The sequence below is a fragment of the Rhodanobacter geophilus genome, from assembly GCF_040812275.1.
In the GTDB taxonomy this organism is placed as follows: domain Bacteria; phylum Pseudomonadota; class Gammaproteobacteria; order Xanthomonadales; family Rhodanobacteraceae; genus Rhodanobacter_A; species Rhodanobacter_A geophilus.
The window spans coordinates 139,337-160,979 of sequence record NZ_JBFOHL010000007.1; the positions used below are offsets into that span (position 1 = coordinate 139,337).

17 protein-coding genes are annotated in these 21,643 nt (G+C 69.3%); 13 read left to right on the forward strand and 4 right to left on the reverse strand.

All coding sequences use genetic code 11. The annotated features are described in order from the left end of the window. The first annotated feature begins 89 nt into the window (after positions 1 to 89). Positions 90 to 1,049, forward strand: coding sequence for a LacI family DNA-binding transcriptional regulator (locus tag ABQJ56_RS09335; protein ID WP_367844819.1), 960 nt, complete (start codon positions 90 to 92; stop codon positions 1,047 to 1,049). Positions 1,050 to 1,059: 10 nt separating this feature from the next. On the opposite strand, the gene ABQJ56_RS09340 is transcribed toward ABQJ56_RS09335, so the two are convergent. Further along, positions 1,060 to 2,637, reverse strand: coding sequence for a sensor histidine kinase (locus ABQJ56_RS09340; protein WP_367844820.1), 1,578 nt, complete (start codon positions 2,635 to 2,637; stop codon positions 1,060 to 1,062). A gap of 433 nt (positions 2,638 to 3,070) precedes the next feature. Here ABQJ56_RS09340 and sucC point away from each other — a divergent pair, with 433 nt between their 5' ends. Together sucC and sucD are read left to right on the forward strand one after the other, a co-directional pair. After that, positions 3,071 to 4,231: an ADP-forming succinate--CoA ligase subunit beta gene (gene sucC, locus ABQJ56_RS09345; RefSeq protein WP_367844739.1), complete on the forward strand. Its 1,161-nt coding sequence runs from the start codon at positions 3,071 to 3,073 to the stop codon at positions 4,229 to 4,231. Between the two features lie 123 nt (positions 4,232 to 4,354). Continuing rightward, entirely contained in the window at positions 4,355 to 5,230 is an 876-nt protein-coding gene (gene sucD, locus ABQJ56_RS09350) for a succinate--CoA ligase subunit alpha (protein ID WP_367844740.1), read from the forward strand. A 65-nt stretch (positions 5,231 to 5,295) separates the two neighbouring features. Here the strand turns inward: sucD and ABQJ56_RS09355 are convergent, their stop codons facing one another. Then, the gene (locus tag ABQJ56_RS09355) at positions 5,296 to 6,204 is read right to left on the reverse strand and encodes a LysR family transcriptional regulator ArgP (protein ID WP_367844741.1); all 909 of its coding nucleotides are present in this window, start codon (positions 6,202 to 6,204) and stop codon (positions 5,296 to 5,298) included. A 105-nt stretch (positions 6,205 to 6,309) separates the two neighbouring features. On the opposite strand from ABQJ56_RS09355, the gene ABQJ56_RS09360 reads away from it, so the two are divergent. Then, positions 6,310 to 6,924 (forward strand): LysE/ArgO family amino acid transporter, encoded by a 615-nt coding sequence (locus tag ABQJ56_RS09360; RefSeq protein WP_367844742.1) that lies wholly within the window; start codon positions 6,310 to 6,312, stop codon positions 6,922 to 6,924. A 116-nt stretch (positions 6,925 to 7,040) separates the two neighbouring features. Continuing rightward, positions 7,041 to 8,663, forward strand: coding sequence for an NAD+ synthase (locus tag ABQJ56_RS09365; RefSeq protein ID WP_367844743.1), 1,623 nt, complete (start codon positions 7,041 to 7,043; stop codon positions 8,661 to 8,663). 219 nt (positions 8,664 to 8,882) lie between these two features. Here the strand turns inward: ABQJ56_RS09365 and ABQJ56_RS09370 are convergent, their stop codons facing one another. Further along, positions 8,883 to 9,749 carry an outer membrane protein assembly factor BamD gene (locus tag ABQJ56_RS09370; RefSeq protein ID WP_367844744.1) on the reverse strand — a complete coding sequence of 289 codons (867 nt, stop codon included), beginning with the start codon at positions 9,747 to 9,749 and terminating at the stop codon, positions 8,883 to 8,885. Positions 9,750 to 9,844: 95 nt separating this feature from the next. Between ABQJ56_RS09370 and rluD the strand changes: the two genes are divergently transcribed. The 3 genes from rluD to clpB all read left to right on the forward strand — a co-directional run bounded on the left by rluD (position 9,845) and on the right by clpB (position 14,396). Next, complete coding sequence (gene rluD / locus ABQJ56_RS09375) at positions 9,845 to 10,819, forward strand: 23S rRNA pseudouridine(1911/1915/1917) synthase RluD (protein WP_367844745.1); 975 nt, start codon at positions 9,845 to 9,847, stop codon at positions 10,817 to 10,819. A gap of 116 nt (positions 10,820 to 10,935) precedes the next feature. Next, positions 10,936 to 11,685 carry a peptidoglycan editing factor PgeF gene (pgeF, locus tag ABQJ56_RS09380; RefSeq protein WP_367844746.1) on the forward strand — a complete coding sequence of 250 codons (750 nt, stop codon included), beginning with the start codon at positions 10,936 to 10,938 and terminating at the stop codon, positions 11,683 to 11,685. 128 nt (positions 11,686 to 11,813) lie between these two features. Continuing rightward, positions 11,814 to 14,396 (forward strand): ATP-dependent chaperone ClpB, encoded by a 2,583-nt coding sequence (gene clpB, locus ABQJ56_RS09385; RefSeq protein ID WP_367844747.1) that lies wholly within the window; start codon positions 11,814 to 11,816, stop codon positions 14,394 to 14,396. Between the two features lie 68 nt (positions 14,397 to 14,464). Here clpB and ABQJ56_RS09390 read toward each other — a convergent pair whose 3' ends face one another. Further along, on the reverse strand, positions 14,465 to 16,954 hold the full coding sequence (locus ABQJ56_RS09390) for a TonB-dependent receptor plug domain-containing protein (RefSeq protein ID WP_367844748.1): 2,490 nt from the start codon (positions 16,952 to 16,954) through the stop codon (positions 14,465 to 14,467). A gap of 284 nt (positions 16,955 to 17,238) precedes the next feature. Here ABQJ56_RS09390 and ABQJ56_RS09395 point away from each other — a divergent pair, with 284 nt between their 5' ends. The 5 genes from ABQJ56_RS09395 to ABQJ56_RS09415 all read left to right on the forward strand — a co-directional run bounded on the left by ABQJ56_RS09395 (position 17,239) and on the right by ABQJ56_RS09415 (position 21,630). After that, positions 17,239 to 17,535: an FmdB family zinc ribbon protein gene (locus ABQJ56_RS09395; RefSeq protein ID WP_367844749.1), complete on the forward strand. Its 297-nt coding sequence runs from the start codon at positions 17,239 to 17,241 to the stop codon at positions 17,533 to 17,535. 104 nt (positions 17,536 to 17,639) lie between these two features. Further along, complete coding sequence (locus ABQJ56_RS09400; RefSeq protein ID WP_367844750.1) at positions 17,640 to 18,155, forward strand: DUF3011 domain-containing protein; 516 nt, start codon at positions 17,640 to 17,642, stop codon at positions 18,153 to 18,155. Positions 18,156 to 18,247: 92 nt separating this feature from the next. Continuing rightward, the gene (gene aspS / locus ABQJ56_RS09405; RefSeq protein WP_367844751.1) at positions 18,248 to 20,011 is read left to right on the forward strand and encodes an aspartate--tRNA ligase; all 1,764 of its coding nucleotides are present in this window, start codon (positions 18,248 to 18,250) and stop codon (positions 20,009 to 20,011) included. Positions 20,012 to 20,189: 178 nt separating this feature from the next. Next, entirely contained in the window at positions 20,190 to 20,822 is a 633-nt protein-coding gene (locus ABQJ56_RS09410; protein ID WP_367844752.1) for an alpha/beta fold hydrolase, read from the forward strand. A 79-nt stretch (positions 20,823 to 20,901) separates the two neighbouring features. Continuing rightward, positions 20,902 to 21,630 (forward strand): YebC/PmpR family DNA-binding transcriptional regulator, encoded by a 729-nt coding sequence (locus ABQJ56_RS09415; protein ID WP_367844753.1) that lies wholly within the window; start codon positions 20,902 to 20,904, stop codon positions 21,628 to 21,630. Positions 21,631 to 21,643 lie beyond the last annotated feature (13 nt).

Genomic DNA, 21,643 nt, shown 5'->3' on the forward strand with positions numbered 1-21,643 from the left:
CGTTTGCTGCCCGCAGCCATCGCCCGGAGTGCCGTCGCGTGAGTTCCGCCAAGAAGAAGCAGCCTGCCGCGGCGCAATCCGGCCTGACCATGGCGGACCTGGCGAAGCTGGCCGGGGTGTCCAAGATCACCGTGTCGCGGGCGCTGGGCGAAAGCCCGCTGGTGACCCTGGAGACTCGCGAGCGCATCCAGGCACTGGCGCGCAAGCACGGCTACAAGCTCAACGTCAGCGCGCGCAACCTGCGGTTGCGGCGCAGCCACACGGTGGCGGTGATCGTGGAGATGAGGCCCTCGTCCGGCCGCACCATGTGGGATCCCTATCCGCTGTCCTTGCTGGGCGGCATCTCGCAGGAGCTGACCTCGGCCGGCTACAGCGTGCTGCTGACCACCCGCCACGACGCCGCGAACGCCGCGGTGCAGGCGGCCGACGGGTTGATCCTGCTGGGCCAGGGCGTGCACCAGGACGCGGTGAAGCTGTACGACCGCATGGGCCTGCCGATGGTGGTGTGGGGCGCCGAATCGGCGCAGGACAGCCACATCGTGGTGGGCAGCGACAACCGCCACAGCGGCGTCAGCGTGGCCGAGCGCTTCCTGTCGATCGGGCGGCGCCACCCGGTGTTCATCGGCAACTCCGACCATCCGGAGATGGCCCAGCGCCTGCACGGTTTCGTCGACGAGCTGGCCGGCCACGGCATCAAGCCGCTGCTGCTGCAGCGGGTGGACTGGACGCTGGAGTCGGGCGTCGACGCGGTGCGCTCGCTGGCCAGCCGCAAGGTGCACTTCGACGCGATCTTCGCCTGCAGCGACTTGCTGGCGATGGGGGCGATCCGTGCACTGGTGGAGCTGGGCCTGTCGGTGCCGAACGACGTCTCGGTGGTGGGCTACGACGACACCCCGCACGGCGCCAGCTTCCTGCCGCCGCTGTCGACCGTGCGGCAGAACTGGCAGGAGGGCGGCGTGCTGCTGGCGCGCAAGGTGCTGGCGCTGATCGACGGCCAGCCGGTGGCCTCGCAGATGCTGCCGACCAGCCTGATCGTGCGGGCGACCTGAGCCGGGATTCTCAGCCCACTGCCGCCTCGCCGGCCAGGCGGTTCATCTGCGGCGGCGTGAGCAGCAGCCGGAAGCAGCTGCCGCCGCCGGCCACGCGCACGTATTCCAGCGAGGCCTGGTTCGCCTCGGCCATCTGCCGCGCCAGGTACAGGCCGAGGCCGGTGCCGTATTCGTGGGTGGTGTAGAACGGCTCGAAGATCTGCGCGGCCACCTTGGGCGCGATGCCGGGGCCGCGGTCGGTCACCTCGAGGATCGGTTCGCCGTGCTCGCCGTTGCGCACGATCACCATCACCCGCGCCGGCTCGCCGGGCAGGCGGCCGTAGCGCAGCGCGTTCTGCACCAGGTTCCACATCACCTGCTGCAGCTGCTGCGGGTCGGCCATCGCGGCCACCGCGGCCGTGCCGCCCACGACCACGCGCAGGGTGTCGTTGCCGATGTCGTTGCCGAGCTTGTACTCGTCGACGAAGCCTTGCGCCCAGCGGCCCAGGTCCAGCGTTTCCGGCCGCGAGCGCTCGCGCCGCGACAGCTGCAGGATGTTCTCGATGATCTCGTTGAGCCGCACGCAGTGGTTGTTGATGATCTCCACCATGCGCTGGTCGGAGGCGTCCATCTTCTCCGACTCTGCGAGCAGCTGCGCGGAGTAGCGGATCGCCGCCAGCGGGTTGCGGATCTCGTGCGCGATCGAGGCGGACAGCCGGCCCAGCGAGCTGAGCGTGAGTTCCTCGGCGCGACGCGACAGCAGCGAGGTGTCGTCGAGGAAGATCAGCACCAGCGAGTCGTCGTTCGGCGCGAGGCGGGAGAAGCGCGGCACCACCTCGGGCACGCCGTCGGCGAGCTGGGTGGCGGTCTCGTCCAGCTTGCCCGAGGTCATCCAGTGGTAGAGCCGGCGCGAGAGTTCCGGCGCCAGCCGTCCCAGGTCGCGCTGCTCGGCGCTGGGGTTGCCCAGCAGCATCCAGGCCGACTCGTTGATCTGGTGGATGCGGTTGGCGTCGTCCACCAGCAGCACGCCGGTCTTCATGCGGCGGATGATCAGCTCGTTGACCTGCGACAGGTTGGCCAGGTCGGTGCTGCGCTGCTCGGCCAGCGCCTCGCTGGCGCGCAGCTGGCGGCCCAGCACGTGGCACAGCGTGGTGATCGCGAAATAGGCCAGGCCGAACAGCGCCGACTCCAGCAGGTTGCGGTCGCCGGAGGCGATGCCGGGCTGGGCCAGCAGGGCGTGGGTGAGCAGGCCCAGCGTGGCCAGCGCGGCGAAGAAGCTGGACAGCCGCAGCGACAGGATCAGCGCGCCCACGCCGAGGTTCACCGCCAGCATCATCGCGATGCCGATGCGGGCGTAGTCGATCGCGCTGAGCGCCAGCACCGCGGCGGCGATGTCCACCACCAGCCAGATCGACACGGTCACCTTCGCGTAGGGCACGCAGCGCCCAGTCAGCGCCAGTGCCGCGATGGCGAACAGCAGGTAGGGCAGGGTGACCAGCAGGGCGAGCTGCGGCGAGGTCAGCGGCACGCCGCCGATCTGCATCGGCGCGAACGCGAGGCCGATGTACACCACCGCCTGGATCAGCCGGAAGGTGTTGAGGAACAGCATCTCGTGGCGGATCGCCGCCGGAACGGCTCGTTGGACGTTGAGCTGCGGCAGGACGGGGCTGGACACGATGGACGGCACTCCGGGGCGATGCCGGGGAAGTATAGGGTTGCCTACTCGGAAACTTCGAGCCGTCCAGTCGGCCTCGCTGGCGGGGCGGGCGGATCCCGCGATGCCATGCCGCCAGCGGACGGCCAGGGCGGCGCGGCTCCCGCGGGCGGGCGGAAAGCCATGCCCGGAGCCGGTTCCGCGGCCGCCCCTTTCCATCGGAGGCCGCTTCCGCGAAAATAAGCGGCCGTGTTGCGCGGTTTTGCCCTGACGGGCAGGCGGTGCGCACCGCATGCCGGCGATGTACTCGCACCGTCCGACTCCCCGCAAGCCCGCGCCGCGTCCCTCTCCGCGCGAGGCCGTTTTCCCGTTCGCTCGAGGCTATCGAATGAATTTCCACGAATACCAGGCCAAAGAACTGTTCGCGCAGTACGGCATCACCGTACCGCCGGGCAAGGTCGCCAACTCTCCCGACGCCGCCGTCGACGCCGCCAAGGCGCTGGGTGGTTCCCAATGGATGGTCAAGGCGCAGATCCACGCCGGCGGCCGCGGCAAGGCTGGCGGCGTCAAATTCTGCAAGAGCCTCGATGACGTGCACGCCGCCGCCAAGGGCATGCTGGGCACCAAGATGGAGACCTACCAGTCGGCCGGCCGCGCGCTGCCGGTGAACCTGGTGCTGGTCACCGACGCCACCGACATCGCCAAGGAGCTGTACCTGTCGGTGCTGGTGGACCGCGATTCCAAGGCCGTCTCCTTCATCGCCTCCAAGCACGGCGGCGTGGACATCGAGCAGGTGGCCAAGGACACCCCCGAGGACATCCACACCGTGGTGGTGGACTTCGTCGAGGGCCTGCAGCCCTACCAGTGCCGCAACCTCGGCTTCGCGATGGACCTGAATCCCAAGCAGGTCAACCAGCTGACCAGGATCATGCTGGGCCTGTACAAGCTGTTCAACGAGAAGGACCTCTCGCTGGTCGAGCTGAACCCGCTGGCGATCCTCGCCGACGGCAGCCTCGCCGCGCTGGACGGCAAGGTGAACTCCGACGACAACGCCGAGTTCCGCCACGCCGACCTCGCCGCGATGCGCGACCTCACCCAGGAAGACGCCGCCGAGGCCGCCGCGGTGCAGAACAACCTCAACTACGTGACGATGGACGGCAGCATCGGCTGCATGGTCAACGGCGCGGGCCTGGCGATGGCCACCATGGACGTGATCAAGCTGGCGGGCGGCGAGCCGGCCAACTTCCTCGACGTGGGCGGCGGCGCCACCAAGGAGCGCGTCACCGAGGCGTTCAAGCTGATCCTCTCCTCCGACAAGGTGAAGGCCATCCTGGTCAACATCTTCGGCGGCATCGTCCGCTGCGACCTGATCGCCGAGGGCATCATCGCCGCGGTGAAGGAAGTGGGCCTGAAGATCCCGGTAGTGGTGCGCCTGCAGGGCACCAACGTGGAGCAGGGCCGCGCGCTGCTGGCCAATTCCGGCCTGGCGATCACGCCGGCCGACGATCTCAACGACGCGGCGCAGAAAGCCGTGGCCGCCGCCAAATAATCACCTGTGGGCGCGGCGCGGGGTGGTTGTAGGAGCGGCTTCAGCCGCGATCCTGCAGCCATCGCGGCTGAAGGCGCTCCTACCCAGGCCGCTCCTACGGGCAAGCATTTCGAGGATTGATCCATGAGCGTTTTGATCAACAAGAACACCAAGGTGATCGTGCAGGGCTTCACCGGCCAGCAGGGCACCTTCCATGCGCAGCAGGCGCTGGACTACGGCACCCAGGTCGTCGGCGGCGTCACCCCCGGCAAGGGCGGCAGCGAGCACATCGGCCTGCCGGTCTTCAACAGCGTGTCCGAGGCGGTCGATGAGACCGGCGCCGACGCGTCGGTGATCTTCGTGCCGCCGCCGTTCGCGGCCGACTCCATCCTGGAAGCCGTCGACGCCGGCATCCGCGTGATCGTGGCGATCACCGAGGGCATCCCGGTGCTGGACATGCTGCGCGTGAAGAACGTGCTGCAGCAGCATCCGGAGACCGTGCTGATCGGGCCGAACTGCCCCGGCGTGATCACCCCGGGCGAGTGCAAGATCGGCATCATGCCGGGCCACATCCACCAGCCGGGCAAGGTCGGCATCGTGTCGCGTTCGGGCACGCTGACCTATGAAGCCGTGTTCCAGACCACCAACGAGGGCCTGGGCCAGTCCACCTGCATCGGCATCGGCGGCGACCCGATCAACGGCCTCAGCTTCATCGACTGCCTCAAGCTGTTCCAGGACGACCCGCAGACCGAGGGCATCATCATGGTCGGCGAGATCGGCGGCAGCGCCGAGGAAGATGCCGCCGAGTTCATCGGCGAGTACGTCAAGAAGCCGGTGGTGTCGTTCATCGCCGGCGCCTCGGCCCCGGCCGGCAAGCGCATGGGCCATGCCGGCGCGATCATCTCCGGCGGCAAGGGCACGGCGGCGGCGAAGTTCGCCGCGCTGGAGAAGGCCGGCGTCACCACGGTGAAGTCGCCGGCCGACCTCGGCAAGACGCTCGCCAGGCTGATGAAGAAGTAATCGGGTCCGCCCGGTCGATGCGAGAAGGGCCGCCGTCGTGCGGCCCTTCTTTTTGGTTCCTGCGTCTACGGAGAAGCGCGCGTGCCGCGCAGGCCCTGCCGCGCCGCGCGCAGCAGGGCGTCGGTGACCTTGCCTAGCGCGGCCGAACGGATCGACCAGTGCTGCCAGTACAGCGGCACGTCCAGCCAGCGTCCGGGGGCGATCGGCTGCAGCACGCCCTGGGCGAAGGGCTGTTCCAGCATGGCCTCCGGCGCCATCGCCCAGCCCAGGCCCAACGCCGCGGCTTCCACGAAGGCGGTGGAAGAAGGCAGGTAATGCATGGGCGGGGCCAGCCGCGCGTGGGTCACGCTACGCACGAAGCGCCATTGCAGGGCGTCCTTGCGGTTGAACACCAGCATGGGTGCCGCGCCCAGCGAGGCGGCGTCGGGGCCTCGCGGGAAATGCCGGGCGACGAAGCCCGGCGAGGCGATCGGCAGGTAGCGCATCACCCCCAGCTTCTTCACCGTGCAGCCCTGCACGGGGCGGGCGTCGGCGGTGATCGCGCCGAGCACCGAGCCGTCGCGCAGCAGGCCGGCGGAATGGTCCTGGTCCTCCACCCGCACGTCGAACAGCAGCCCGTCGCGCTGGTGCGGTTCGACCAGGGCGCCGAGCACCCAGGTGGCGAGCGAATCCGCGTTCACGGCGATGGACACCGTGACCGGCGCGGCATGGGCGGTCTCGACGGCGAAGTCGCCCAGGATCTCGGACTCCAGCAGGTGCATCTGCTGCACGCCGCGCAGCAGCCGTTCCCCTGCCGGGGTGGCCCGGCTGGGTGACTGGCGCAGCACCAGCACCTGGCCCAGGCGGTCCTCCAGCGCCTTGATGCGCTGCGAGACGGCGGAGGGCGTCAGCGCGAGCCGCCGGGCGGCGCCGTCGAAGCTGCCTTCGTCCAGCACGGCGAGGAAGGCGGCCAGTTGGGGATTGAGCAAGCGCACGGGACGGGCTCCGGGGTTCAGGAAAATTGAACCGGCTTAAGGAAATATAGTTTTACTGTTGCGGACGTCCATTCGAAAGTGGGCCTCCCTCCGCGAGGTCCCTGCATGCTGCCATCCGCCTATTTCGCCGGACTCGGTACCGGCGCCGGCCTGATCGTCGCCATCGGCGCGCAGAACGCCTTCGTCCTGCGCCAGGGGTTGCAGCGCCTGCATGTCGGCGCGGTGGTGCTGGTCTGCGTGCTGGCCGACGTCGTGCTGATCGCGCTGGGCGTGGCCGGCATGGGGCTTGCGGTGAAGCAGCAGCCCGGGTTGCTGCAGGTGCTGCGCTTCGTGGGCGCCGCCTTTCTCGCCGCGTATGGCCTGCTGGCCGCGCGGCGCGCCTGGCGCGGCGAGAGCGGCCTGCGGCCCGCCGACGCGGCGGCGGCCGGGCGTGGGCGCACGGTGCTGGCCTGCCTGGGCTTCACCCTGCTCAACCCGCACGTGTACCTGGACACCGTGGTGCTGCTCGGCAGCCTGTCCACCCATTACGACGGCGGCGGCCGGTGGTCGTTCGCCGCCGGTGCCGGCACCGCCAGCGTGCTGTGGTTCACGGCGCTCGGCTACGGCGCGCGGCTGCTGCTGCCGGTGTTCCGCAGCCCGGCCGCCTGGCGCGTGTTCGACGTGCTCGTGGCGGGGCTGATGTGGGGACTGGCCATGCTGCTGCTGCAGCCTTTGACCTGAGGCCGGCGGCGTCGCGGTGGCGGGGCGACGGGAGGCTCGGGATATCGCGGCCTCTTGTCCGGATGGCGATGCACTACCATTCCGTCCCCGATCCCATCCCCCGAAGAGCTTGATCCATGGCTGTCCTGAGACTGGCGCTGGCCCAGCACGATTTCCCGGTCGGTGCGGTCGCGGCGAATGCCGCGAAGGCGGGCGACCTGATGGCGCAGGCCCGCAGCGGTGGCGCCGACCTGGTGGTGTTCCCCGAGCTGACCCTCTCCGGCTACCCGCCGGAAGACCTGCTGCTGCGCCCCAGTTTTCTTGCAGCCTGCCAGCAGGAGCTGGAGGCGCTGGCGGCCGGGACGAACGGCCTGGCGGTGCTGGTGGGCTTTCCGCACAGCGAGGGCGAGGTGTTCAACGCCGCCGCGCTGCTGCGCGACGGCCGCATCGCGCAGATCGCGCACAAGCAGGCGCTGCCGAACTACGGCGTGTTCGACGACAAGCGCTATTTCCGCCCCGGCCACGCCAGCGCGGTGACCACGCTGGCCGGCGTGCGCGTCGGCCTGCTGATCTGCGAGGACGTGTGGCGACCCGAGCCGGCCGCCGCCGTGGCGTGCGCCGGCGCCGAGCTGGTGGTGGTGATCAATGCTTCGCCCTGGGACGACGCCAAGCAGGCCGAGCGCGAGGCGGTGCTGGTCGCGCGCGCGCGGGAAACCGGTTGCGCCTTCGCCTACCTCAACCTGGTCGGTGGCCAGGACGAGGTGGTCTACGACGGCGGCTCGCTGCTGGTGAACGGCGACGGTTCGATCGCCGCCCGCGCGCCGGCCTTCGTCGACGCGCTGCTGTGGACCGAGTTCGACCCGGCCACGCGCACGTTGCGTGCCGAGCGCTGGCCGGTGGCGGGCGATGCGTGCAGCGAGGCCGTGCTGTATGCCGCGCTGGTGCGCGGCATCCGCGACTACATCGACAAGAACGGCTTCCCCGGCGTGCTGCTGGGCCTGTCCGGCGGCATCGACTCCGCGCTGACCCTGGCGCTGGCGGTGGATGCGCTGGGCGCGGACCGCGTCACCGCCGTGATGATGCCCACGCGCTACACCTCGCAGCTGTCGCTGGACGGCGCGCGCGCGCAGGCCGAACGGCTGGGCGTGGACTACCACATCATCGGCATCGAACCGATGACGGAGGCCTTCCTCGCCGCGCTGGCTCCCGCCTTCGGGGGCAAGAGCGCCGACACCGCCGAGGAAAACCTGCAATCGCGCACGCGCGGCGTGACGCTGATGGCGCTGTCCAACAAGCACGGCCGCCTGCTGCTCGCCACCGGCAACAAGAGCGAGATGGCGGTGGGCTACTGCACGCTGTACGGCGACATGTGCGGCGCCTATGCGCCGCTCAAGGACGTCTACAAGACCGCGGTGTACCGCCTCGCGCGCTGGCGCAACGCGCAGGCCGGCGGCGAGGAGGCGATCCCGGTGGCCGTGATCGAGCGCCCGCCCTCGGCCGAGCTGCGCGACAACCAGACCGACCAGGATTCGCTGCCGCCCTACGAGGTGCTGGATGCGATCCTTGCGCGCTTCATCGAGGGCGAGCAGTCGCAGGCCGAGATCATCGCGGCCGGTTTCGCCGCGGACATGGTGCACCGCGTGGTGCGGCTGGTGCTGGCCAACGAGTTCAAGCGCCGCCAGTCCGCCCCGGGTCCGCGCGTCACCACCCGCGCGTTCGGCCGCGAGCGGCGCTACCCCATCACTTCCGGCTGGCGCTGATCCGCGGCACGCACGGCACGATTGCCCACTCTTCCGCTTGCGGACGCGGAGACGAGCGCCATGGCTGGCCCTGCTTTGCTTGGCTCCCCGGAGCCGGGCGCATCCCCGTGCTCTCTCCGCGCGGAGGAGCGAGGAAGGGGCGGGGCGCGCCAGGCCTGCGAAAACCGCGCACAAAAAAACCGGCGATCACTCGCCGGTTTTTGTGCCTGGTCGACCGTCTCAGTGGTGCCTGGTGAACGGAATCATCTTGTGCCAGATGGACATCTCGTGCGGCCACTTCGGATCCTTCAGGTAAGGATGGTCCGGGTAGTTGAGCGCCAGCACCTGGCGGGACTGCGCGGCCAGCTTGTCCTGCTTCAGCGCGAGGTAGCTGCGGGTGAGGATGGCCAGCGCGTCGCCGGTCTGCGGTGCCTGCTGGTAGTGCTCGATCACGTACTGCGCGCGGTCCGCGGCACCGACGTAGATGCGGTTGTGCAGGTAGAACTCGGCCACGTTGATCTCGTACTGGGCCAGCACGTTGCGCAGGTAGATCATGCGCTGGCGCGCGTCGGCCGCGTAGGCGCTGTTCGGGAAGCGGCGCGACAGCTCGGCGAAGTCGTCGAAGGCCTGCAGGTTGTAGGCCTGGTCGCGGCGCGACTGCGCCTCCTTGTCGTGCGAGATGCGGTCCACGAAGCCGGTGGTACGGTCGAAATTGATCAGGCCGCGCAGGTAATAGGCATAATCCACATGCTTGTTGGCCGGATAGGTCTTGATGAAGCGGTTGATCGTCGAGTACGCGTCATCCGACTGGCTGTCCTTGTACTGCGCGTAGGCCAGCTCCAGCTGGGCCTGCTCGTTGTAGTCGCCGGACGGGAAGCGGGCGATCAGGCGCTGGTAGGCCTTGATGGCCGCGGAGTAGTCGGCGTTTTCCAGCGAGGTGTGCGCGTTGTTGTACAAGGCGCCCACTGGCATGGTATCGATGTTGTCGCGCTTGTGGTGGAACAGCGAGCATGCGCTCATCGCCAGCGCCAGCGCGAGCACGGCGAGCGTCCTGAGGCAGAACCGGGTGGTCATCGGCAGCTTGAGCGAGTCGATTGTTGGACGCATGAATTAGGGATTCAGATGTTTGATCGAAAAGGCATGATAGCCCAAACCGGTGCCGCTCCGCGGCATGCCGCCCCCCGTCCGGCGGGGGCCGGCGCATGACCGTGATACGCCACGAGGCCCGGGTGCCGCTGTCCGCGGCCGGACGCAGGTTCGACCAGGCGCTGGCCGAGTTGTTCCCCGACTACTCGCGTTCGCGTCTTTCCGCATGGATCAAGTCCGGCGCGGCCACGCTGGACGGCGCCACGGCGGCGCCCCGCCAGCTGCTGCGCGGCGGCGAGCTGGTGCGCCTGGAGGCCGAGCTGGAGGCCGAGGTGGCCAGCGCGCCGGAGGCCATCGCGCTTGCCGTCGTGCACGAGGACGAACACCTGCTGGTGCTGGACAAGCCGGCCGGCCTGGTGGTGCATCCTGGCGCGGGCAATCCCTCCGGCACCCTGCTCAACGCGCTGTTGCACCACGACGCGAAGCTGGCCGAGCTGCCGCGCGCCGGCATCGTGCACCGGCTGGACAAGGACACCTCCGGCCTGATGGTGGTGGCGAAGACCCTGCCCGCGATGACCGCGCTGGTGGAGCTGCTGTCGCGCCACGACGTCGAGCGCCAGTACGAGGCCGTGGTGCTGGGCAGCCTGGTTTCCGGCGGCACGGTGGACGCGCCGATCGGCCGCAGCATGGGCGACCGCCTGCGCCAGGCCGTGCGCGACGAGGAAAGCGGCAAGCGCGCCGTCACCCATTACCGCCTGCGCGAGCGCTTCCGCGCGCACAGCCTGATCCAGTGCAACCTGGAGACCGGCCGTACCCACCAGATCCGCGTGCACCTCACCCATGCCGGCCATCCGCTGGTGGGCGATCCGCTGTACGGCGGCGGCCTGAAGCTGCCGAAGCGCGCCACGCCGGAACTGGTCGCCGCGTTGCGCGGCTTCCGCCGCCAGGCGCTGCATGCCGAGCGGCTGGCGTTCGAGCACCCGGTCACGGGTGAGCCGCTGTCCTTCGCCGCCGCACGCCCCGCCGACATGACCGCATTGATCGCAGCCCTGCGTGACGACCTCGTCGCCCGCGGCCACGACGACGATTGAGCATCGCGCGTCGTCCTCCTGCGCGCAGGGAGAATCGGGGTGGGCTGCTTCCGAGCCATGAAGCGCGCAGGTATGCGAAGCTAGGCGCTTCCCCGTCCCTCATCGCGTCGAAGGGCATGACCGATTCCTGGATCTTTCCCGACTGGCCGGCGCCGGTGCGCGTGCACGCGGCGGCGAGCACCAGCGAAGGCCCCGGCGTCTCGGCGCCGCCGTTCGGCCGCTTCAATCTCGGCCTGCGCAGCGGCGAATCCGCCGAGGTGGTGGGCAGCAACCGCAGCGTGCTGCAGCAGGCGCTGAACCTGTCCAGCGCTCCGCGCTGGTTGCACCAGGTGCACGGCACCACCGTCGCCGAGCTGGGCCCGCTGCCCGGCGCCGCCGAGCCGCAGGCCGACGCCGCGGTATCGCGCATCCCCGGCACCGCGCTGGCCATCCTCACCGCCGACTGCCTGCCGGTGCTGTTCTGCGCCGACGATGGCAGCGCCATAGCCGCCGCGCATGCAGGCTGGCGCGGCCTTGCCGCCGGCGTGCTGGAGGCCACCATCGAGCAGATGCAGATCGCGCCGTCGCGCCTGCTGGCATGGCTGGGGCCGTGCATCGGCGGACCTTCCTACGAGGTGGGCGAGGAGGTGCGCGCCGCCTTCGTGGAGCGCTCGCCTGTGGCGGCCGCCTGCTTCGTGGCGACGCGGCCGGGGCACTGGCATTGCGATCTGGAGGGCCTGGCGCGGCAGCGCCTGGCGGCGGCCGGCGTGGCGCGCGTGCATGGTGGCGGGTTCGACACCTTCACCGATACGCGGTTTTACTCGTATCGGCGCGAGGGCGCGCGGAGCGGGCGCTTCGCAAGCTTGATCTGGCTGGCGGGCAACTGATCAGCCTGCCCGCCGGCTGAAGCCTTGACGCCGGCTGGCCGCCCTTCCTGCTTGAATCAGCGGGCGCCGTCCGCATCTCCCTGCCCAGTGGCGGCGCGGCCGCCAAACCATTTGCGGGGATGGCACCGATGCGTATGGACAAACTCACCTCGCGTTTCCAGCAGGCGCTGGCCGACGCGCAGTCGCTGGCCGTGGGCCGCGACAACAACATGCTCGAACCCGTGCACGTGATGGCGGCGCTGCTCGCCCAGCAGGGCGGTTCGACTGCGCCGCTGCTGACGCACGCGGGGGTCAACGTGCCGGCGCTGCGCCAGCGCGTGAACGAGCTGCTCGACCGCCTGCCCAGGGTCAGCGGGCAGGAGGGCAACCTCAACGTGGGCAATGAGCTCAACCGCCTGCTCAACCTCACCGACAAGCTGGCGCAGCAGCGCGGCGACCAGTTCATCGCCAGCGAACTGTTCGTGCTGGCGGCGCTGGAGGACAAGGGCGAGCTGGGCGCGGCGCTGAAGGCCGCGGGTGCGACCAGGGCGAACCTCGAAACCGCCATCGAGCAGGTGCGCGGCGGCGAGAAGGTGCAGAGCGAGAATGCCGAGGACCAGCGCCAGGCGCTGCAGAAGTACTGCATCGACCTCACCGAGCGCGCCGAGTCGGGCAAGCTCGATCCGGTGATCGGCCGCGACGAGGAGATCCGCCGCACCATCCAGGTGCTGCAGCGGCGCACCAAGAACAACCCGGTGCTGATCGGCGAGCCCGGCGTGGGCAAGACCGCGATCGTCGAGGGCCTGGCCCAGCGCATCGTCAAGGGCGAGGTGCCGGAAGGCCTGCGCGACCGCCGCGTGCTGGCGCTGGACATGGGCGCGCTGATCGCCGGCGCGAAGTTCCGCGGCGAGTTCGAGGAGCGCCTGAAGGCGGTGCTCAGCGACCTCGCCAAGAACGAGGGCCAGATCATCCTGTTCATCGACGAGCTGCATACCATGGTCGGCGCCGGCAAGGCCGAGGGCGCGATGGACGCCGGCAACATGCTGAAGCCCGCGCTGGCGCGCGGCGAGCTGCACTGCATCGGCGCCACCACGCTGGACGAGTACCGCCAGTACATCGAGAAGGACGCCGCGCTGGAGCGCCGCTTCCAGAAGGTGTTCGTGGGCGAGCCCTCGGTGGAGGACACCATCGCGATCCTGCGCGGCCTGAAGGAGCGCTACGCGGTGCACCACGGCGTGGAGATCACCGATCCGGCGATCGTCGCCGCGGCCACGCTGTCCAACCGCTACATCCCCGACCGCCAGCTGCCCGACAAGGCCATCGACCTGATGGACGAGGCGGCCTCGCGCATCCGCATGGAGATCGACTCCAAGCCGGAGGAGCTGGATCGCCTCGAGCGCCGGCTGATCCAGCTGAAGATCCAGCGCGAGATGCTGAAGAAGGAAAAGGACAGCGAGTCGAAACAGCGCCTCGCCGACCTGGAAACCGACATCGCCAAGCTGGAGCGCGAGTTCTCCGACCTCGACGAGGTGTGGAAATCGGAGAAGGCCGCGCTGCAGGGCACCACCAAGGTGAAGGAGCAGATCGAGCAGGCACGGCTGGAGCTGGACGCGGCGCAGCGCCGGCAGGACTACGCCAAGATGAGCGAGATCCAGTACGGCAGGCTGCCGGAACTGGAGAAGCAGCTCGCCGCGGCGCAGGCGGCCGAGAAGCAGGAGTTCACCCTGGTGCAGGACAAGGTCACCGCCGAGGAAATCGCCGAGGTGGTGGCGCGCTGGACCGGCATCCCGGTCAGCAAGATGCTCGAAGGCGAGCGCGAGAAACTGCTGCACATGGAGGACGAACTGCACAGGCGCGTGGTGGGCCAGGACGAGGCCGTGCGCGCGGTGTCCGACGCGGTGCGCCGTGCGCGCGCGGGCTTGTCCGACCCGAACCGGCCCAGTGGCTCCTTCCTGTTCCTCGGCCCCACCGGCGTGGGCAAGACCGAGCTGTGCAAGGCGCTGGCCGAGTTCCTGTTCGACACGCAGGACGCGATGGTGCGCATCGACATGAGCGAGTTCATGGAGAAGCACGCCGTGAGCCGCCTGATCGGCGCACCCCCGGGCTACGTGGGCTACGAGGAAGGCGGCTACCTCACCGAGGCGGTGCGCCGCCGCCCGTACAGCGTGATCCTGCTGGACGAGGTGGAGAAGGCCCATCCGGACGTGTTCAACATCCTGCTGCAGGTGCTGGACGACGGCCGCCTCACCGACGGCCAGGGCCGCACCGTGGACTTCCGCAACACGGTGATCGTGATGACCTCCAACCTCGGCTCGCAGCTGATCCAGGAACAGGCGGGCGATTCGGAAGCGGACTACCTGCAGATGAAGGCCGCGGTGCTGGGCGTGGTGCAGGCGCACTTCCGTCCCGAGTTCATCAACCGCCTCGACGAGCTGGTGGTGTTCCGCCCATTGGAGAAGAAGCAGATCCGCCGCATCGCGCTGATCCAGCTCACCGCGCTGGAGAAGCGCCTCGCCGAGCGCCAGCTCAAGCTGGAGATCAGCGAGAAGGCGCTGGACCTGCTCGGCAACGTGGGTTTCGACCCGGTGTACGGCGCGCGGCCGCTGAAGCGCGCGATCCAGCAGCAGCTGGAGAACCCGCTGGCGAAGGAAATCCTCGAAGGCCGCTACGCGCCGGGCAACGTCATCGCGGTGGATGCCGCCGGCGGCCATCTGGTGTTCCAGCCGGCTTGATCAGGCGGAAGCGAAGAACCCCGGCGAATCGCCGGGGTTCTTCGTTGCATTCCCTGCGCGCTGTCGCGTCACCAGCTGTAGCGCACCTTGCCGTAGGCGTAGGCGCCGTTGTAGCCGAACGGCGAGAACGTGGAGTAGGGCAGGGTGCCGTTGTTGGTGTTGTTCGCGATGTTCCGGTCGGGATGGACGTTCAGCGCGTTGTCCACGCCCAGGGTGAAGGTCCAGCTCTGCCAGCGGTAGCTGCCCGACAGGTCGAAGATCCACTTGGGGCTGAAGGTCTGGTCGACGACGCCTTTCGCGGGGTTGTAGCTGGCCAGGCTGCTGACGTAGCTGGTGTAGCGGCCGTAACGGGTCAGCGTGCCGTTCACGCTCCAGTTGCCCACCGTGTACAGCTCGTTCCAGATCAGCTTGCTGCGCGGCGAGGAGTTGGCCAGGTAGCCCTCGATGTCCTGGCGGTTGAGGCGCACGAAGTTGACGCCGAGGTTGCCGAGCACCGCCGGGTTCGGCTTCACGCTGGTGACCTTGTTCTGGTTGTAGTTGGCGGTGAGCGTGCTGCTCAGCGTGCCGGCGTCGCCGAAGTCAGACAGGTAGCTGCCCACGAAATCCACGCCGCGCGTGCGCGTGTCGCCCGCGTTGGTGAAGTAGTTGACGCTGCTGTAGTTGAGGCTGGTGATGCCGTTGGCGGCCAGGTAGCTGGTCACGGCCGGCGAGGTGGTGGAGATGGCGCCGGACAACGCGATGCGGTTGTCGATGTAGATCTGGTAGACGTCCAGGCTGAGGTTCAGCGTGTCGGTGGGGTTCCATACCGCGCCCAGGGTGTAGTTGCGCGACTTCTCCGGCTTCAGCGCCTCGGCGCCGAGCAGGGTGGCGATCTGGCTGCCCACCGGCACCAGGCCGCTGTTGTAGATGCCGGCCGGCAGGCCGGCCGAGTTGCCGTTGGCGAAGTACAGCGAGGAGACCTGCGAGAAGTATTCCTGCCCCAGCGCCGGTGCACGGAAGCCGGTGGAGGCGCTGCCGCGCAGGGCGAAGCTGTCGGTGAAGTCGTAGCGCGCCGACAGCGAGCCCGAGGTGGTGTTGCCGAAGTCGGAGTAGTCCTCGTGGCGCACCGCCAGCGAGGCGCCGAGCTTGTCGGTGAGGTTGGTCTCGAAGTCGAGGTACTCGGCCACGTCGTGGCGCGCGGCGTTCACGGCGTTGACGGGCTGCCAGCCGGCGAAGCCCTGCGCGCCGCCGGAGACGCCCGAGGTGCCCACGTACCAGGAGGCCAGGTCGCCCGGGGTGATCTGGTAGCTCTGGCGCAGGTACTCGGTGCCGAACGCCACGGTCAGCGGATTCGGCAGCCAGCCGGGACGGAAGTCCTTGGCGATGTCGATGTCGAACGACTGCTGGTTGGCCTTGAGGATGCCGTCCTGGAACACCGCTGGCGAGGTGCCGAAGTCGTTGAAGTAGGCGAAGTTCATGCTGTCCTGCGTCTCGTAGGAGACGCGGTTGCCGCCGGCGTTGGCCGAGACGTCCCAGCGCCAGCCGTCCACCGTGCCGCGCAGGCCGGCGACCAGCGACTGGTCGAAGGAGTCGGCGTTCTCCAGCGGCAGGAAGCCGTCGGGATACATCGAGGCCATCAGCGGGCTCTTCGGCGAGGGGGAATTCAGGCCGTAGCGGAAGAACGCCGGCGAGATGCTGTTGCGGCGGCCGTAGTGGCCGAACGCGTAGAACTGCACGTCCGGCGTGATGTCGTACTGCGCGTTGAGCAGCACGTTGTTGCTGTGCACCCAGGGATCGCCCTGGCGGAAGTTCACGCCCAGCGCCTGCCAGGCCGGCGAGCGGTTGTCCGGGCCGGCGCGGTTGGTGTTGTCCTCGTTGCCGCTTTCCAGCGTGAAGCGCATCCAGCCCTGGTCGTTGCCGAGCGGGATGCCGAAGTTGGCCGACCCCAGCCACTGCCGGCCGTCGCCCGCGGAGTACTGGCCGCCGCTCACTTCCACGTCGCCGCCCTTGGCGCCTTTCTTCAGGATCACGTTGATCACGCCGGCGATGGCATCGGAGCCGTACTGTGCCGAGGCGCCGTCGCGCAGCACCTCGATGTGGTCGATCGCCGAGAGCGGGATGGTGTTGAGATCCACCGGCTGCGAGCCGCGGCCGATCACGCCGTTGTTGAGCAGGATCGCGCCGGGGTGCCAGCGCTTGCCGTTCACCAGCACCAGCACCTGGTCGGGCGACAGGCCGCGCAGCTGCGCAGGGCGCTGGGTGTCCGCGGTGTCGGCGGCGGCGGGGCGCGGGAAGTTCAGCGAGGGGATGATGCGCGCCAGCGCGGTGGGCAGGTCGGTGGTGCCGGTCTGCTGCAGCACCTGGGCGGAGACCACGTCGATCGGCGTCAGCGCGCTGCTTTCGGTGCGGCTGGCGGAGCGGGTGCCGGTGACGATCACCGTCTGCAGCTGCTTGGCCTTGGCGGGCGTGGTGGAGTTGCTGGTGGCGTTGTCCTGGGCGGCGGCAGGCATGGCGACCAGTGCCAGCAGCACGGAAGCGGCCAGCGTGGTGGGAAGCAGGATGCGGTGCGGCTTGTTCATGGTGTCTCCCCGGGCAGATGTTTGCTGCGTTGCAACAACCGCAGGCTAGTGGTACGGCCGTTGCCAGTCAATAGCCGTATAGACGTCCAAATGAAGCAGCTTGCGTGTCTGTGCGTGTCGCGTGACGGTCCGGAGTCCCCTGCTGGCCAGCCTGCCGCGATCCGGACCCGCCTGTCCATGCGCCATGTGGCGCATTGAAAAGCGGGGGCATGGCCCGAATAATGGGATGCTGCAGCGTCGCCTGCCCGGCCCGGGCGCGGCGACCCGGCAGTTCCGGAGTGCCCATGCCCATCTACGAATTCGAATGCAGCCAGTGTGGTCATCGCTTCGACCGCCTGCAGAAACTGTCCGATGCCGATCCCGCCGATTGCCCCGCGTGCGGTGCGCCGCAGGTGCGTCGGCGCGTGAGCGCCCCCGCGTTCCGGCTGGCCGGCGGCGGCTGGTACGAGACCGACTTCAAGAAGGACGGCGACAAGAAGCGCAACCTGGCTGGCGACGGCGCCGCCGCGCCGGCGCCCGCACCTTCTGCGGCACCCGCCCCGGCACCCGCGCCGGCGCCCGCACCCAGTCCGGGCGACTGACCCTGCAGGCTGAATCGCCGCATGCCGCGGCGTGTGTTCCGTGGTACCTGCGGGCTGGCGGCTCGGTTATCGTGGCGGCACCATCACCGTCATGGAGGGCTGTCATGCACACCAAGCTCAAGATCGTGCTGGCCGGCGGCATGCTGCTGATCGGCGCGGGCGTCGCCCCGCGCGACGCGCTGGCCCAGGGCTACGGCAGTCGTGGCCCGGGGCAGCAGGTCTATTGCGCCAGCAACGACAGCCGCGGCACGCGTTGCCAGGTGCCGTGGCGCGATTCGGTGCTCGCCCAGCAGATGTCCAAGGCGGCCTGCGTCCAGGGCCGCACCTGGGGCAGCGATCCCCACAGCGTGTGGGTCAAGGGCGGTTGCCGCGGCAACTTCAGCGATGCGAGAGGCTACGGCCGGCATGACCGCGACAGCCGGGAAGTCTATTGCGCCAGCAACGACAGCCGCGGCACGCGCTGCAAGATGCCGTGGCGTTACTCGGTGCTGTCGCGGCAGATGTCCGACGCGGCCTGCATCGAGGGGCGCACCTGGGGCAGTGACTCCTACAGCGTGTGGGTGAAGGGTGGCTGCCGGGCCCAGTTCCGCGATGCCCGCGGCGACCGGCCGCGCCGGTAGCCGCGCCGCTGCCGGCCGCTGCGGCCGGGATGCTAATATTCCGGGTCTTTCCTCCCGTTTCCCCAAGGGCCGTGGCCCGGAGCTTCAAGCGCATGCGCACGCATTACTGTGGCCTCATCGACGAGTCGCTGCTCGGCCAGACCGTCACCCTGTGCGGCTGGGTCAACAAGATCCGCCTGCAGGCCCATGTCGCCTTCGTCGACCTGCGCGACCACGAGGGCCTGGCGCAGGTGGTGGTGGAGCGCGACAACGCCGATGCGTTCGCGGTGGCCGGCGAGCTGGGCTACGAATACTGCGTGCGCGTCACCGGCACGCTGCGCAAGCGCGTCTCGGTGAACGACAAGCTGCGCACCGGCACGGTGGAGGTGCTGGCGGACAAGGTGGAGATCCTCAACGCCGCGAAGGACCTGCCGTTCGCGCTGCACGAGAATCCCAACGAGGACATGCGGATGACCTACCGCTACCTCGACCTGCGCCGTCCCGAGATGCAGGCGATGATGCGCAAGCGCATCAGGCTGGTGCAGGCGCTGCGCCGTTATCTCGACGAGCGCGGCTTCCAGGACATCGAGACGCCGATCCTCACCAAGGCCACGCCGGAGGGTGCGCGCGACTACCTGGTGCCCAGCCGCGTGCATGCGGGCCAGTTCTACGCGCTGCCGCAGTCGCCGCAGCTGTTCAAGCAGATCCTGATGATGGCGGGCTTCGACCGCTACTACCAGATCGCGCGCTGCTTCCGCGACGAGGACCTGCGCGCCGACCGCCAGCCCGAGTTCACCCAGCTCGACCTCGAGTTCGCCTTCGTCGAGGAAAAGGACGTGCAGGATTTCGTGGAGGAGCTGATCCGCCACGTGTTCAAGGAAGTGCAGGGCGTGGAACTGGACGCGACGTTCCCGCGCATGAGCTGGGCCGAGGCGATGCGCCGCTACGGTTCGGACAAGCCGGACCTGCGCATCGCACTGGAGCTGGCGGACGTGGCCGAGGCGCTGAAGCACCTCGAGTTCAAGGTGTTCGCCGATCCGGCCAACGATCCGGCCGGACGCGTGGCCGCGCTGCGCGTGCCCGGTGGCGCAGCGCTGTCGCGCAAGGAGATCGATGGCCTCGCCGAGTTCGTCGCCAGGTACGGCGCCAAGGGCCTGGCCTGGATCAAGGTGGAAGACCTCGCCAAGGGCCGCGAGGGCGTGAACTCGCCGGTGGCGAAGTTCCTCGACGATGCGGCGCTGGACGCCGTGCTCAAGGCCACGGGCGCCGAGTCCGGCGACATCGTGTTCGTGGGCGCGGGCAAGTGGAAGGCGGTCACCGACTTCATGGGCGCGTTGCGGCTCAAGGTGGGCAGGGATCGTGGCCTGGTCGAGGACGGCTGGAAGCCGCTGTGGGTCACCGACTTCCCGATGTTCGAGTACGACGAGGACGAGCGGCGCTACGTGGCCCTGCACCACCCGTTCACCGCGCCGAAGATCGACGACATCGCCGACCTCAAGAGCCACGCCGCCACCGCGGTGAGCCGCGGCTACGACATGGTGCTCAACGGCAACGAGATCGGCGGCGGCTCGATCCGCATCCATCGCCCGGAGATGCAGAGCGCGGTGTTCGAGCTGCTCGGCATCGGCGCGGAAGAAGCCGAGGCCAAGTTCGGCTTCCTGCTCAAGGCGCTGAAGTTCGGCGCGCCGCCGCACGGCGGCCTGGCCTTCGGCATCGACCGCATCGCCGCGCTGATGGCGGGCACCGAGTCGATCCGCGACGTGATCGCCTTCCCCAAGACCACCAGCGCACAGGACCTGATGACCGATGCGCCGTCGGTAGTGTCGGCGGCGCAGCTGAAGGAACTGCACGTGGCGGTGGTGGCCACGAAAGCCTGACTATGTTTCCTTCTCCCCGCTGGGGAGTACGCGGGGAGGCGCCATGGATGGCGCCGGCCTTGAGGAGCGAGGAAGGTGACCCGAAGGGCCGGATGAGGGGCGAGGCTGGCCTCGACGCAAGATTGGCCCCTCACCCCGCCCTCTCCCCAAAGGGGAGAGGGAGTGACCCGGGAAGCTCATGACCGAACACGTGATCCTGCTGCACGGCCTGTGGATGCGCGGCTTCGCGCTGGGCCTGCTGCACCGTCGGCTGATCGCCGACGGCTTCCGCGTGCATCGCTTCGACTACCTCAGCGTGGCTTCGTCGCAGCAGCGCATCCTCGCGCGGCTGCAGGCGCGGATGGGCGAATGCGCGCCCGATGCGGTGCACCTGGTGGGTCACAGCCTGGGCGGCCTGCTGGCGCTGCGCGCCTGCCTCGATGCGGCGACACTGCCGCCGGGGCGCGTGGTCTGCCTCGGTTCGCCGCTCAAGGGCAGTGCGGCGGCGCGCGCCTTCGCCGCCTGGGGGCGTGGCAGCGAGGTGCTGCTGGGACACAATCGCACCCTGCTGGAGCAGGGTTTCGAGCGCTGGGACGGTCCGCGCGAGGTCGGCGTGATCGCCGGCCGCCTGCCGCTGGGCCTGGGCGCGATGCTGGGCCAGCTGGATGGCGAGCACGACGGCACCGTGGCGGTGGAGGAAACCCGCTTGCCCGGCGTGGCCGGCCACTGCGTGGTCGAGGCCAACCACACCGGCCTGCTGTTTTCGCAGGAAGTGGCGCGGTTGACGACCGCGTTCCTGCGCCAGGGGCGGTTCGATTCCGCGGCGATTTGACCGGCGGACTGGCGGTTGCTGCCGCGACTTGCGGTAAAATCGCCCGCTTGTCCTTTTTGAACCGAGTCCGGGAACCGCCATGGGTAGAGGTCCGTCCATCGAAGGCCGCAAGAATGCCGAGGACGCCAAGCGCGCCAAGGTGTTCACCAAGCTGATCCGCGAGATCACCGTCGCCACCCGCGCCGGCGTGGCCGATCCGGCGAGCAATCCGCGCCTGCGCGCCGCGGTGGACAAGGCGCTGGCGGCGAACATGACCAAGGACACCATCGAGCGCGCGATCAAGCGTGGCTCGGGCGCCGACGGCGCCGGCGAGGAGATGCGCTACGAGGGCTACGGCCCGGGCGGCATCGCGCTGATCATCGACTGCTTCACCGACAACCCCGTACGCACCGTGGCCGATGTGCGCCACGCGCTGACCAAGCATGGCGGCAACCTCGGCACCTCGGGTTCGGTGGCCTTCCAGTTCACCCGCTGCGGCGAGCTGGTGTTCGCCACCGGCGGCGACGCGGCGAAGGAGGAGCGGGTGCTGGAGGCGGCGCTGGAAGCCGGTGCCGACGACGTGGTCAACGAGCATGGCGAGAGCACCGTGCTGTGCGCGCCGGAGCATTTCGAGGCGGTGCAGCAGGCGCTGGCCGCGGCCGGGCTGGAATCCGAGCACGCCGGCGTGGGCATGCGTCCCAACAACCGCACTGCGGTGAGCGGCGAGGCACTGGAAGCGCTCACCGCCATGCTCGACAAGCTCGACGGGCTGGACGACGTGAGCGAGGTCTACCACAACGCCTTGCTGCCGGCCGAGGCAGGTGCGTAAGCGGCCACGCGTC